The organism is Pseudomonas kielensis (assembly GCF_030505375.1).
In the GTDB taxonomy this organism is placed as follows: Bacteria; Pseudomonadota; Gammaproteobacteria; order Pseudomonadales; family Pseudomonadaceae; genus Aquipseudomonas; species Aquipseudomonas kielensis.
The window spans coordinates 2,625,588-2,639,043 of sequence record NZ_CP130043.1 but is presented as its reverse complement, the minus strand read 5'-3'; the positions used below and the strand labels follow the sequence as shown (position 1 = coordinate 2,639,043).

The 13,456-nt window shown below is 61.7% G+C and carries 13 protein-coding genes; 3 read left to right on the top strand and 10 right to left on the bottom strand.

The genetic code is table 11. The features are described 5' to 3' along the window. Positions 1-157 precede the first annotated feature (157 nt). Entirely contained in the window at positions 158-895 is a 738-nt protein-coding gene (locus Q1W70_RS12235) for a substrate-binding periplasmic protein (RefSeq protein WP_182342709.1), read from the bottom strand. A 265-nt stretch (positions 896-1,160) separates the two neighbouring features. On the opposite strand from Q1W70_RS12235, the gene Q1W70_RS12230 reads away from it, so the two are divergent. Further along, the gene (locus tag Q1W70_RS12230) at positions 1,161-1,613 is read left to right on the top strand and encodes a GNAT family N-acetyltransferase (RefSeq protein WP_166592302.1); all 453 of its coding nucleotides are present in this window, start codon (positions 1,161-1,163) and stop codon (positions 1,611-1,613) included. 48 nt (positions 1,614-1,661) lie between these two features. Here the strand turns inward: Q1W70_RS12230 and Q1W70_RS12225 are convergent, their stop codons facing one another. The 3 genes from Q1W70_RS12225 to Q1W70_RS12215 are packed head-to-tail and all read right to left on the bottom strand — an operon-like array spanning position 1,662 to position 4,640. Next, the gene (locus Q1W70_RS12225) at positions 1,662-1,958 is read right to left on the bottom strand and encodes a winged helix-turn-helix domain-containing protein (RefSeq protein ID WP_166592303.1); all 297 of its coding nucleotides are present in this window, start codon (positions 1,956-1,958) and stop codon (positions 1,662-1,664) included. A gap of 23 nt (positions 1,959-1,981) precedes the next feature. Then, entirely contained in the window at positions 1,982-2,473 is a 492-nt protein-coding gene (locus tag Q1W70_RS12220; protein WP_302098845.1) for a M48 metallopeptidase family protein, read from the bottom strand. A gap of 43 nt (positions 2,474-2,516) precedes the next feature. Then, entirely contained in the window at positions 2,517-4,640 is a 2,124-nt protein-coding gene (locus Q1W70_RS12215; RefSeq protein ID WP_185818095.1) for a putative bifunctional diguanylate cyclase/phosphodiesterase, read from the bottom strand. A 326-nt stretch (positions 4,641-4,966) separates the two neighbouring features. Between Q1W70_RS12215 and Q1W70_RS12210 the strand changes: the two genes are divergently transcribed. Together Q1W70_RS12210 and alr are read left to right on the top strand one after the other, a co-directional pair. Beyond that, entirely contained in the window at positions 4,967-5,635 is a 669-nt protein-coding gene (locus tag Q1W70_RS12210; protein WP_166592306.1) for a polysaccharide lyase family 7 protein, read from the top strand. A 155-nt stretch (positions 5,636-5,790) separates the two neighbouring features. Next, positions 5,791-7,020 (top strand): alanine racemase, encoded by a 1,230-nt coding sequence (alr, locus tag Q1W70_RS12205; protein ID WP_166592307.1) that lies wholly within the window; start codon positions 5,791-5,793, stop codon positions 7,018-7,020. Between the two features lie 69 nt (positions 7,021-7,089). On the opposite strand, the gene fba is transcribed toward alr, so the two are convergent. The 6 genes from fba to tkt form a co-directional block, all read right to left on the bottom strand. Continuing rightward, entirely contained in the window at positions 7,090-8,154 is a 1,065-nt protein-coding gene (gene fba, locus Q1W70_RS12200; protein WP_027617054.1) for a class II fructose-bisphosphate aldolase, read from the bottom strand. 116 nt (positions 8,155-8,270) lie between these two features. Beyond that, the gene (locus Q1W70_RS12195) at positions 8,271-8,603 is read right to left on the bottom strand and encodes an MliC family protein (RefSeq protein ID WP_166592308.1); all 333 of its coding nucleotides are present in this window, start codon (positions 8,601-8,603) and stop codon (positions 8,271-8,273) included. A gap of 59 nt (positions 8,604-8,662) precedes the next feature. Beyond that, complete coding sequence (locus tag Q1W70_RS12190; RefSeq protein ID WP_166592309.1) at positions 8,663-8,884, bottom strand: hypothetical protein; 222 nt, start codon at positions 8,882-8,884, stop codon at positions 8,663-8,665. Positions 8,885-8,917: 33 nt separating this feature from the next. Beyond that, entirely contained in the window at positions 8,918-10,081 is a 1,164-nt protein-coding gene (locus Q1W70_RS12185) for a phosphoglycerate kinase (RefSeq protein ID WP_166592310.1), read from the bottom strand. Between the two features lie 25 nt (positions 10,082-10,106). Further along, positions 10,107-11,162 carry an erythrose-4-phosphate dehydrogenase gene (gene epd / locus Q1W70_RS12180; RefSeq protein WP_166592311.1) on the bottom strand — a complete coding sequence of 352 codons (1,056 nt, stop codon included), beginning with the start codon at positions 11,160-11,162 and terminating at the stop codon, positions 10,107-10,109. A 151-nt stretch (positions 11,163-11,313) separates the two neighbouring features. Further along, positions 11,314-13,311, bottom strand: a complete 1,998-nt coding sequence (tkt, locus tag Q1W70_RS12175) for a transketolase (protein WP_166592312.1) — start codon at positions 13,309-13,311, stop codon at positions 11,314-11,316. Positions 13,312-13,456: the final 145 nt, after the last annotated feature.

The window sequence follows — 13,456 nt, the reverse complement described above, 5'->3', positions numbered from 1 at the left end:
GTAAATCTGGCGGCCCACAAATTTTGCGTATGGCCGCCAAATCTGTGGGGCCGGGCGCCCGCTGCGGCTTGCCCGGGGCCCGGGATGGCAGTGGGTCAGGCACCATAAATGTTGAATGGGGCGGCCCCATCGCTAGCAGACTAGCCCCCGCAGGGTTTCACATCCCATGCTGACGGAGCAGCCTGTCGTAACTCCCATCGGCCTTCATCTCGGCGATTTCCCGATCGAACCCGGCGACGATCTTCGCGTGGTCCGGGTTCTTCAGGCTGACCAGGATATGCAGGCTGTTTTCACTCAAGGGCCGGGGCAAGAACTCCACCGCGTTGCGCACCTTGGGTGACTCACGCGCCAGGTAGTAGCGGGCCACATACTCGTCCTCCAGGGTCAATTGCACCCGGTCAGCCGCCAGCATCCGCACGGCCATGGCGAAGTTGTGCACCTGGACCTTCTGCAGGGCGGCGTCGCCGTCAAAGTCCGGGGAATAGGCATAACCGCGCACCACCGCGATCGGGTAGGTGTGCAACTGCTGCAGGTTGTTGTATTCGATGGGAGCATCCCTGCGCTTGAGAAAGCGGATGCGATTGAGCAGGTACTCGGCGGAATACTGCCCCAGATGGGTGCGCTCCTCGTTGTACCAGGCATTGACCAGGACGTCGTAGCGCCCCTCGCCCAGGCCCAGCAACGCCCTGGCCCAGGGTACTTGCTGGAAATCACTGGCATAACCGGCCCGCGCCAGCGCGGTGCTGACAATATCAGTGGCCAATCCACCATTGACCAGCGTGGCGTCAGTGAAGGGAGGCCAGACATCGGCCACCAGGCGCAACTTGTCTGCTGCAGCGCTCTGGCTCAGCAACAGCAGGCCAATCAAGGCCAAGACTCGATGCAATCGCGGCATGCCCATGGATCCTTAAAGGGCGCGAAGCCCAGCGTGTGTTGAGCCGGATTCGATACCCCGTACGCCGACTGGCGGCCACAACCCGGGCTATAACAATAGCTGACCACGGCTTCGGCAAAGTGCCTCAAAGCAGATTACACAAAGATGACCACGCCGCGCGAAATGAATGATGGCATTTTGGTCTTTGTCACAGAATTTCCTGCAGACAAGACATCACGCAGCCAGACGCTTAGTATCAGGACCAGACTTTTCTAAGGACGCGAAGATGACGGTTGAATGGGTTTGCAAACACCACAGTGACCTGGGCAAAGAGCAGCTCTATGCCATTTTGCAGTTGCGCACAGAGGTGTTCGTGGTCGAACAGAAGTGTGCCTACCAGGAAGTCGATGGCCTGGACCTGGACAGCGACACCTGCCACTTGATGGCCTGGGACGGTGATCAACTGGTGGCCTACGTGCGCCTGCTCGACCCGACCTCGCAAGGCGGTGACGTGGTGCTCGGCCGGGTGGTGATCGCACCGCAGGCCCGGGGCCAGGGCCTGGGTCATGAGCTGATGGCGCAGGCGCTCAAGCAGGCCGAGAAGCATTGGCCGCAGACTCCGATCTACCTGTCGGCCCAGGCCCATCTGCAGGGGTATTACGGGCGCTACGGGTTTGCCGTGGCCGGCGAGCAATACCTGGAAGACGGCATTGCGCATATCGGCATGCGCCGGCCCTGAAGGCTTTTTCGCACAGTCGTGCTGGTTTGCCAGCACTCCTGTGCGAACTCAGGGATACCCCAACACCGCCTTGATCTGCCGCAGATGCTGCTCGATCCAGCGCGGATCGATCGCCCCCCACTCGCGAATGCAGTAACGTCCGGCGTGGTTGCGCGCGCCGTCCTCCTGCTCGAACTCGCAGACCACATCCAGGTCCGCCAGGGCGGCAATGGTGTCCTGGGCCGTGCGCCGGGGCATACCGGTGATTTCGGTCAGCGCCGGGACACTGCTGGCCAGCCCGCTGTCGATCAGGTACGCCACGTACAGGCGACGGTAGAAGCTGCTCTTGGTCTTGCTCACGTCCATCCAGACACTCCTGCTGGTGATGATTACTGCATGTCCCGCCAGGTCAGATAAACCCGCAAATCGAATTCCAGCTGGTGATAACCGGGCAGCATGTGTTCGCACAACTTGTAGAACGCCTTGTTGTGGTCGGACTCTTTGAAGTGCGCAAGTTCGTGCACCACGATCATCTTGAGGAACTGCGGCGCGGCCTCCTTGAACAACGAGGCGATGCGGATTTCTTTCTTGGCCTTGAGCTTGCCGCCCTGCACCCGGGAGATGGCGGTATGCAGGCCCAGTGCGCGATGGGTCAGGTCCAGGCGGTTGTCGAACAACACTTTGTCGATGGCCGGCGCGTTGCGCAGGTACTCCTGCTTGAGCTCCAGCGCATAGCTGTACAGCGCCTTGTCACTCTGCACGGCGTGCTTGTCCGGGTAGCGTTGGCTCAGGTACTCGCCCAGCCGATCCTGCTCGATCAGTTGATGCACCTGCTGTTGCAGGGCGGGGGGATAAGCCTGGAGGTATTTAAGCGCGGTCATGGGGCAACGACAGAAGTCACGAAAGATCGCCAGTGTAGCGAATTCAGACGGTCGTCGCGCTCCAGTCGAACGGCTGCACAAAGTCCCTGACCTCCTCCGCCATCAATGGCCGCGCCACCAGGCAACCCTGGGCAAAGGGACAACCATTGGCCAGCAGCCACTGATACTGGGCAATCGATTCGACCCCTTCGGCGATCACCAGCACGCCGAATTGCCGCGCCAGCTCGATGATGTTTCGCGCCAGTGCCGCATCCCGGGGGGAGTCCAGGACCCGGGCGACCAGATGCCGGTCGAGCTTCAGGGTATCGAGTTCGACATCGCGCAGATGGGTCAGCGAACAAGGCCCCGCGCCGAAGTCGTCGAGCGCCACCCGCACCCCTAGGCTGCGCAGCAGGCGCAGTTGCTTGCGCGCTTCCTCGGGGTTGTGCAGCAAGGCCTCTTCGGTGATTTCCAGCTCCAATTGACGGGGCATCAACTGATGGCGCTCCAGCACCAGCCGCAACTCGGTGGCCAGGTTGGGCATGCCGAACTGGGTGTGGCTCAGGCTGACCGCCAGCACCATGTCTTCGCTGAACAGTTTGTCCCAGGTCTTTCGTTGCTGGGCACTGCTCTGGTAGATCCAGCTGCCCAGGCGACTGATCAGTTGTGCCTCTTCCAGCAACGGCAAGAACAGCCCCGGCGAGACATCGCCCACACTGGGATGTTGCCAGCGCAGCAAGGCCTCGAACCCACGTATGCGTCCATCGACCAACGAAACCTGAGGCTGGTAGACCAGGTTGAACTCCTTGTGTTCGATGGCCGAGCGCACGCTCTCCTCGAGCATCAAGCGGGTCCGCGCGCGACCATTCATGTCGTGGTCGTAGAAGCGGTACTGCTGGCGACCCGCGCGCTTGGCCTCATACATGGCGATATCGGCGGTACGCAGCAAGTCGTCGAGGCTGGCGCCGCAATCCGGGTACGTGGCGATGCCGATGCTCGCGCCCAGCGCCACGTCCAGCCCGTCAATCTGCTGACAGACCGACACCCGTTCTATGAGTTTTTCCGCCATCTTCGCCGCTTGCTCGGCAAACTCGAGGTCGAGCAGCGCGGTGAATTCATCCCCGCCCATGCGCGCCAGAATATCGAAGGGGCGCAGGCAGGCCTTCAACTGCTCCGCAACCCAGCGCAGCACCCGATCGCCGGCGTCATGCCCCAACGAATCGTTGACCCGCTTGAAGCCATCCAGATCCAGGTACAGCAACACCCAGACACTGCCCGCGCGCTCGCCGCGCAGCAGCAGGTTTTCCGTGGCCTGGTAGAAACCCCGGCGGTTGAGCAGGCCGGTCAGCGGATCGGTGACCGCCTGGAACTCCAGTTGCTGATGCAGGTGGCAGACCACCGACATGTCGAGCACGGTGACCACCATCGCTCGCTGCTCGGGCGGCAGCGGCGCACAGGATAGCGCCACCGGCACTTGCTGCCCGGACGCAGTGCGCAGCATCGCATCATGGGCGCGCCAGGTCTCGCCACGGCGGTAGTGAGCGTGGATATCCGAACCGCTCCACAGCGTGATCGGCGGCTTTTGCAGAAAATCGATGAAGCCTGTCCCCTGCAACTCGTCGACCCTGGCGCTGAGCAAGCGGCACATGGCCGGGTTGGCAAAGCGAACTCGCCCATCCTCGCCCACCACCAGGATGCCTTCGGCGGCATTCTCCAGCACCGAGGCGTTAAAGGCTCGCGCAGCCTCCAGGTCCCGGCTCAACTGCTGCAAGGCCCGGCGACTGCGCTGGTGCTCTAGCAGGGCCTGGACCTTGGGCTTGAGAATCTGTGGGTCGAACGGTTTGAACAGGTAGTCCACCGCGCCATGGGCATAGCCCTTGATCACGGCATCCGGGGATTGCTCGTTGGCGGTCAGGAAAATGATCGGGGTCAGTTGGGTGCGCTGGCTGCCGCGCATCAGGCGGGCCACTTCGAAGCCATCCATCCCCGGCATCTGCACGTCCAGCAGCACCAGGTCGACCTCGTGTTCAAGTAACAGATTCAGGGCTTCCAGGCCCGAGGCCGCGGTCATTACCTGCCAGTCCTGGCGCTGCAGCAAGGCACGCATGCTGACCAGGTTTTCCGGGTAATCATCAACGATCAAAAGAACCGAGCGGCCGTCACCTGGCTTAGGTTGCGCGCATTCCATGCTGCTTCTCTTTGTGGGGAGGGGTGAAACGGCTTACCGAAAAAACCGGAAAATTGCTGTGGTTTCACTCTAGACCGGGTTTTGCCCAATCAGTAGGCATCAACACGCCATCACCGCACCAAAGCAGGCGGCTCCCGACTAACGGACTGTCTTTGCAGGCCCCGCAAACCGCTAGGTGTGGCACGTCGCCATTTGGCTGGCGCCAATTAACCGCCAGACGGGCATTAACAACGCGCGCTCCCGAGCTTATAAAGGCCGCCCCCAAGATGGCCGGACCAGAGCTTGTGCCGCGCCATTTCCGCCAGAACCCGTGGAATTCTTTGACGATGATCGATCTCGCAACCTGGAACCTCAGCGTTCCCGTTGGCACGCCCCCGGCTACCATCGACACCCCGAAACTGGTCAGTGGTTTCAAGAACCAATACTTCCATTCCGACACCGGCACCCTGTTTTTCTGGGCACCGGTGACCGGCACCCGCACTGAAAACGCGATCTATCCACGCACCGAGCTGCGCGAAACCTTCAGCAACGGCACCCTGCGCAACTGGCTCTACCCGGACGCCGACAACTCGTTGCGGGCGACCCTGGCGGTGAATCAGGTGCCGAGTTCGGGCAAGTTGGTGATCGGCCAGATCCACGCGTACGACAGCCAGAAACCGCTGGTGAAACTCGAGTACCAGTACAAAAGCACAACCGCCACCGGCAACATCGTCGCCAAGGTGCGGATGCGCCCGGACGATGCCGAAGGCCGGGTGATCATCATCGCCAGTGGGGTCAAGCTCGACCGCGACTTCTCCTACCTGATCCACCTGAGCCCGGGCGGCGCCCTGGGCATCAGCGCCGCCGGCGCCCAGTGGGACAGCAAGATCAGCTCCACCTGGCGCAACAAACCGCTGTATTTCAAGGCCGGGGTCTATGTGCAGGACAACAGTGGCAACAGCCAGGAAGGCGGCAAGGTGACCTTCAGCAAGCTGGACATCGATCACGACAAATAAACGGGTGTGGCACGGGCGAGACGGGACACAGATGCAGCACCACGACGCTTTCAGACAGATCCGCGTCGAGGGGGTCGACATTTTTGTAGGACAATCTGAGTATTGCCCCGCGTAAATACGACACCCCCTATCAGTACGTCATGGAGACACACCCGATGCCCTTTACTCGCTCCCTTCTCGCACTCTCTCTGGGCATGGCTTTGTTGCACAACCCGGTCTTCGCGGCGCCCCCTTTGTCGATGACCGATGGGGTGGCTCAGGTCCACGCCCAGGACAGCAACGCCTGGGTCGAAATCAACAAGAGCGCGTTCGAAAACAACATTCGCGCCTTGCAAGCCACCCTCGCCGATAAATCAAAACTCTGCGCCGTACTCAAGGCGGACGCCTACGGCCACGGCATTGGCCTGCTGATGCCGTCGGTGATCGCCATGGGCGTGCCCTGCGTGGGCGTTGCCAGCAACGAGGAAATCCGTGTGGTGCGCGAAAGCGGCTTCAAGGGCCAATTGATCCGCGTGCGCACGGCTGCCTTGAGTGAGCTGGAAGCGGCCCTGCCCTACAACGTCGAAGAGTTGGTGGGCAACCTCGACTTCGCCGTCAAAGCCAGCCTGATTGCCGAACAGCATGGCCGGCCGCTCGTGGTGCACATTGGCCTGAACTCCAGCGGCATGAGCCGCAACGGCGTGGAAATGACCACTGCCCAGGGTCGCCGCGACGCGGTAGCCATTACCAAGGTGCCGAACCTGGACGTGCGGGCAATCATGACCCACTTCGCGGTGGAGGACGCCGCCGACGTGCGTGCCGGCCTCAAAGCGTTCAACCAGCAAGCCAAATGGCTGATGAGCGTGGCCCAACTGGACCGCAGCAAGATCACCCTGCATGCGGCCAACTCCTTCGCCACCCTGGAAGTGCCCGAGTCGCACCTGGACATGGTCCGTCCCGGCGGCGCGCTGTTCGGCGACACCGTGCCATCCCATACCGAATACACCCGGGTGATGCAGTTCAAATCCCACGTTGCCTCGGTCAACAGCTACCCCAAGGGCAACACCGTCGGCTACGACCGCACCTTCACCCTGGCCCGTGACTCGAAACTGGCCAACATCACCGTGGGCTACTCCGACGGCTACCGTCGTGCGTTCACCAACAAGGGCATCGTGCTGATCAACGGCCATCGCGTGCCGGTCGTTGGCAAGGTTTCGATGAACACCTTGATGGTCGACGTTACCGATGTACCGAGCGTGAAAAGCGGCGATGAGGTGGTGCTGTTCGGCAAGCAGGGCAACGCCGAGATTGCCCAGGCAGAAGTCGAAGACATCAACGGCGCGCTGCTGGCCGACCTGTATACGGTGTGGGGCAACTCCAACCCGAAACTGCTGGTCGACAAATAAGCCCACACCGAGCACAAAAAACCCGCCTTTCGGCGGGTTTTTTTATGCAGGCGGTGCAACGCTCGAGGCTTAGTTGACCTTGGCGTTCAGCTCACCTTTGAGGTAACGCTGGTACATCGCTTCCAGGGAGATCGGCTTGATCTTCGAAGCGTTGCCGGCGGTGCCGAAGGCTTCGTAGCGGGCAATGCACACGTCGCGCATGGCGGTCACGGTGGCGCCGAAGAATTTACGTGGGTCGAACTCGCTCGGGTTGGTGGCCATCAGGCGACGCATCGCACCGGTGGACGCCAGGCGCAGGTCGGTGTCGATGTTGACCTTGCGCACGCCGTGCTTGATGCCTTCGACGATTTCTTCAACCGGTACGCCGTAGGTTTCTTTGATGTCGCCGCCGTACTGGTTGATGATCGCCAGCCACTCTTGGGGAACCGAGGAAGAGCCGTGCATCACCAGGTGGGTGTTAGGGATGCGCTTGTGGATTTCCTTGATGCGGTCGATCGCCAGCACGTCGCCGGTAGGTGGCTTGGTGAACTTGTAGGCGCCGTGGCTGGTGCCGATGGCGATGGCCAGGGCATCGACCTGAGTGCGCTTGACGAAGTCAGCCGCTTCTTCCGGGTCGGTCAGCATCTGGCTGTGGTCCAGCACGCCTTCGGCGCCGATGCCGTCTTCTTCACCGGCCATGCCGGTTTCCAGCGAACCCAGGCAACCCAGCTCGCCTTCTACCGATACGCCGCAGGCGTGGGCCAGGGCAACGGTCTGCTGAGTGACACGGACGTTGTAGTCGTAGTCGGTCGGGGTCTTGCCGTCTTCACCCAGGGAGCCGTCCATCATGACCGAGCTGAAGCCCAGTTGGATCGAACGCTGGCAGACGTCAGGGCTGGTGCCGTGGTCCTGGTGCATGCACACCGGGATATGCGGGAATTCTTCGATTGCCGCCAGGATCAGGTGCCGCAGGAATGGCGCGCCAGCGTATTTACGGGCGCCGGCCGAAGCCTGGACGATCACCGGGGAGTCAGTCTTGTCAGCGGCTTCCATGATGGCGCGCATCTGCTCAAGGTTGTTGACGTTGAAAGCTGGAACGCCGTAGCCGAATTCGGCCGCGTGGTCCAGCATCTGGCGCATGCTGATAAGTGCCATTGTGTGTGTCTCTCCCGGTTTAGGGTCGTTAATCGTGCAAGCCTGCCGTAGCGGCGGCTGCTATTCAAGTTATTGCAGATCGGGGGTCAAGCCGACCTGCGTGCATTCGCTGTGTATTACTTGGCCTTGCAGCCACGGCCGATCAAATCATTGGTAGCCACCCAGTACACCAGGCCTTCCTCACCCTTGAGGTGAAACGCCAGTTGGTCGTCGCTGTACAACGCACCACTGCCGGCTGGCTCGAGCTTCAAGCGATGCACCTGGTCATCCCCCAGCCGTACTTCCACGGATTCCTGCGTGGTGTCGGTGAAGCGCCAGTGCACCTGGGCCTGGCTATCACAGACCCAGTCGGTCCACGTGCCGGACGCTGCCGGCGCTGATGCAAACGGGTTCAAACTGACGCAACCGGCAAGTACTGCCAGGGACGCCACGGCGATCAAGCCTTTCATCCATCTTCCTCGGCGCTCGGCACATGCCAACCGCACTGGGCGTTAGTGAATCAGACCGGTCAGGGACAACCCTGTTCCTTGGCCGGAGTGTGCGTCTCGTACTTATCCAGACCCTCGGGCCCGGAACGCTTGTTGAGCACCGGGTTGGTTTCCGCCTGCCAGTCGGCCTGGTAACAGCCTTTATCGGGCGCGCCGGTATCCGGGTCCTTGGCGGCCTTGGGATGGCTCCCACAGCCGGCCAGCACCGCCGCGGCGATCAACGTCGCTAACGTCTTGACCATGTGAACACTCCTTTGCCTGGTCAACGGGCGGCCTTAGGCCTTGGCCCGGCTTTCCAGGACTTCTACGGCTGGCAGCACTTTGCCTTCGACGAATTCGAGGAACGCGCCGCCACCGGTAGAAATGTAGGAGATTTGCTCGGCAACGCCATATTTATCGATGGCCGCCAGGGTATCGCCACCGCCCGCGATGGAGAACGCCGAGCTGTCTGCGATGGCCTGGGCCAGCACTTTGGTGCCGTTGCCGAACTGATCGAACTCAAACACGCCGACTGGACCGTTCCACAGAATGGTCTTCGACGACTTCAACAGCTCGGCGAAATGCGCAGCTGTCTGTGGGCCGATGTCCAGGATCATGTCGTCTTCAGCCACATCAGCGATCAGCTTGACGGTGGCCGCGGCGCTTTCAGCGAATTCCTTGGCAACCACCACGTCGACCGGCAATGGCACGCTGACTTTGGCGGCGATGGCGCGCGCGGTGTCCAGCAGGTCCGGCTCGTACAGGGACTTGCCGACCGGGTGTCCGGCCGCGGCGAGGAAGGTGTTGGCGATGCCGCCGCCGACGATCAACTGGTCGCAGATCTGGCTCAGGCTGTTGAGCACGTCCAGCTTGGTCGACACCTTGGAGCCGGCCACGATGGCGGCCATTGGCTGGGCCGGGGCGCCCAGGGCCTTGCCCAGTGCATCCAGCTCGGCAGCCAGCAACGGGCCAGCAGCGGCCACCTTGGCGAACTTGGCCACGCCGTGGGTCGAACCCTCGGCACGGTGTGCGGTGCCGAAGGCGTCCATCACGAACACGTCGCACAGGGCCGCGTACTGCTGGGCCAGTTCGTCGGCGTTCTTTTTCTCGCCCTTGTTGAAGCGCACGTTTTCAAACAGCACGATGTCGCCGGCCTTGACGTCGACGCCACCCAGGTAGTCGGCCACCAGTGGCACTTCACGACCCAGCGCCTTGCTCAGGTACGCAGCAACCGGTGCCAGGCTGTTCTCGGCGGAGAATTCACCTTCGGTCGGACGACCCAGGTGCGAGCAGACCATCACGGCCGCGCCTTTTTCCAGGGCCAGCTTGATGGTCGGCAGCGAAGCCAGGATACGCGCATCGCTGGTGACTACACCGTCCTTGACTGGGACGTTGAGGTCTTCGCGGATCAATACGCGCTTACCTTGCAGATCGAGGTCGGACATCTTCAACACGGTCATGGGTCGCACTTCCTGTTAGCTCAGGTTAGAGAGCAGGTTTCTTGATAGCTGTTTGCAGATAATGTTCTGCAACATCCAGCATTCGGTTGGCAAAACCCCATTCGTTGTCGAACCAGGCCAGGACGTTCACCAGCCGGGGGCCGGAAACGCGAGTCTGACTGGCATCGACAATCGCCGAATGTGGGTCATGGTTAAAATCACAACTGGCGTGAGGCAATTCGGTGTAGGCCAGCAGCCCCTTGAGCGGGCCGCTGGTGGCGGCCTCGCGCAGGAGTCGATTGACCTCGGCCGCATCGGTGTCGGTCACCGTCTGCATGGTGATATCCAGACAGGACACATTCACCGTCGGCACCCGTACCGCTTTGGCCTGAATTCGCCCGGCAAGTTCCGGCAACAGGCGTTCGATGCCACGCGCCAGACCAGTGGACACCGGGATCACCGACTGGAACGCCGAGCGGGTGCGGCGCAGGTCCTCGTGGTGATAGGCATCAATCACTGGCTGGTCGTTCATCGCTGAGTGAATGGTGGTGATCGACACGTAGTCCAGGCCGAATGCCTGATCCAGCAGGCGCAGCAGCGGCACACCGCAGTTGGTGGTGCAGGAGGCGTTGGACACCAGCAGCTCAGCGCCGGTCAGGCAGTCCTGGTTGACGCCAAAGACGATGGTGGCGTCGACATCGGCCTCGCTGGCCATCGGCTGGGAAAACAACACCCGTGGCGCGCCGGCGTCGAGGAACCGCTGGCCGTCGGCGCGGGTGTTGTAGGCACCGGAACATTCGAGCACCAGATCGACGCCCAGGGACGCCCAATCGATGCCTTCGGGGGTGGCACTGCGCAGGACCTTCACGCAGTCGCCATTAATATGCAGACAATCGCCCTCAACCTTCACTTCGCCGGGAAACCGGCCGTGGGTGGAGTCGAAGCGTGTCAGGTATTCAATGCTGGCCATGTCAGCCAGATCGTTGATCGCGACAATTTCAAACCCGGCCGCCGAGCCTCGCTCGAACAACGCCCGCAAGACGCAACGACCAATGCGGCCGTAGCCGTTGAGTGCAACTTTGTAAGGACGCGGTTGAGGCATGGGGTTCTCGATTACCGTGGTGAATCCATTAATGCAGCGTCACCTGACCGACCGCTATCGCGGGCAAGCCCGCTCCCACATGGACGGTGTATATCCCTGTGGGAGCGGGCTTGCCCGCGATGGCGTCGGCTCAGGCAACACCTTTTCTGGATCAGTCTTCCAGCAACTCTTCAGCCTGGCCCAGGATGTTCTCCAGGGTAAAGCCGAACTCTTCGAACAAGGCTGGCGCAGGCGCCGACTCGCCGTAGGTGGTCATGCCGATGACGCGGCCTTCCAGGCCCACGTACTTGTACCAGTAGTCGGCGTGAGCCGCCTCGATGGCGATACGGGCGCTGACCTGCAACGGCAGGACCGATTGCTTGTAGCCGGCGTCCTGGGCTTCGAACACGCTGGTGCAGGGCATGGACACAACGCGCACGTTGCGGCCTTGCTCGGTCAGCTTGTCGTAGGCCTGAACGGTCAGGCCCACCTCGGAACCGGTGGAGATCAGGATCAACTCAGGCTCGCCGATGCAGTCCTTGAGCACGTAGCCGCCACGGCTGATGTCGGCGATCTGTGCGTCGGTGCGCACCTGATGCTGCAGGTTCTGGCGCGAGAAGATCAGCGCCGAAGGGCCGTCCTTGCGCTCGATGGCGTGCTTCCAGGCCACGGCGGATTCGACCGCGTCGGCTGGGCGCCAGCAGTCCAGGTTCGGCGTGGTACGCAGGCTGGTCAGTTGCTCGACCGGCTGGTGCGTCGGGCCGTCTTCGCCCAGACCGATGGAGTCGTGGGTGTAGACATGAATCACACGCTTCTTCATCAGCGCGGCCATGCGCACCGCGTTGCGGGCGTATTCCATGAACATCAGGAAGGTCGCGCCGTAAGGCACCAGGCCGCCGTGCAGGGCAACGCCGTTCATGATGGCGCTCATGCCGAACTCGCGCACGCCGTAGTACATGTAGTTGCCGCTGGCGTCTTCGGCCGAGACACCTTTGCAGCCTTTCCACAGGGTCAGGTTGGAACCGGCCAGGTCGGCCGAACCACCGAGCAGTTCAGGCAGCAGCGGGCCGTAGGCATTCAGAGCATTCTGGCTGGCTTTGCGGCTGGCAATGCTTTCACCCTTGGCGGCCACTTCGGCGATGTACGCGTCGGCCTTGGCCGAGAAGTCCAGCGGCAGGTCGCCGTTGAGGCGGCTCATCAGCTCAATGGCCAATGCCGGGAATTCGGCGGCGTAGGCTTCAAAACGCTGGTCCCACTCGGCTTCTGCGGCACGGCCGGCTTCCTTGGCGTCCCACTCGGCGTAGATATCAGCCGGGATTTCGAACGGGCCGTGGTTCCACTTCAGCGCTGCACGGGTCAGGGCGATTTCCGCGTCACCCAGCGGGGCACCGTGGCAATCTTCCTTGCCTTGCTTGTTTGGCGAACCGAAACCGATGGTGGTCTTGCAGCAGATCAGGGTCGGCTGCTCGCTTTTGCGGGCCGTCTCGATCGCGGTCTTGATCTCTTCTGGGTCGTGACCGTCAACGTTGCGGATCACCTGCCAGTTGTAGGCTTCGAAGCGCTTAGGTGTGTCATCGGTGAACCAGCCTTCGACTTCGCCGTCGATGGAGATGCCGTTGTCATCGTAGAAAGCGATCAGCTTGCCCAGGCCCAGGGTACCGGCCAGGGAAGCGACTTCGTGGGAAATGCCTTCCATCATGCAGCCATCACCCAGGAACACGTAGGTGTGGTGGTCGACAATGTTGTGCCCAGTGCGGTTGAACTGCGCTGCCAGGACTTTTTCCGCCAGGGCGAAGCCCACAGCGTTGGCCAGGCCCTGACCCAGTGGGCCGGTGGTGGTTTCAACGCCTGGGGTGTAACCGAATTCCGGGTGGCCCGGAGTACGGCTGTGCAGTTGACGGAAGCTTTTCAGGTCGTCGATCGACAGGTCGTAGCCAGTCAGGTGCAGCAGCGAGTAGATCAGCATCGAGCCATGGCCGTTGGACAGCACGAAGCGGTCACGGTCGGCGAACGATGGGTTGCTCGGGTTGTGCTTGAGGTAGTCACGCCAAAGCACTTCGGCGATATCCGCCATACCCATAGGGGCACCGGGATGGCCGCTGTTGGCTTTTTGCACGGCATCCATGCTGAGGGCACGAATGGCGTTGGCACGCTCACGACGGCTGGGCATCGCTGTTCTCCTGAGGATTTTGAATCGAGAGTGAATAAAACGGCACGGAAAAAAGGCGAGCATTTTCCCTCAGCGGACAGCCTCGGGGCAATGACAGATAGTCGATCAGGCACGTTTTTCCTGTGGATAAGTGTGCATTCGCCAG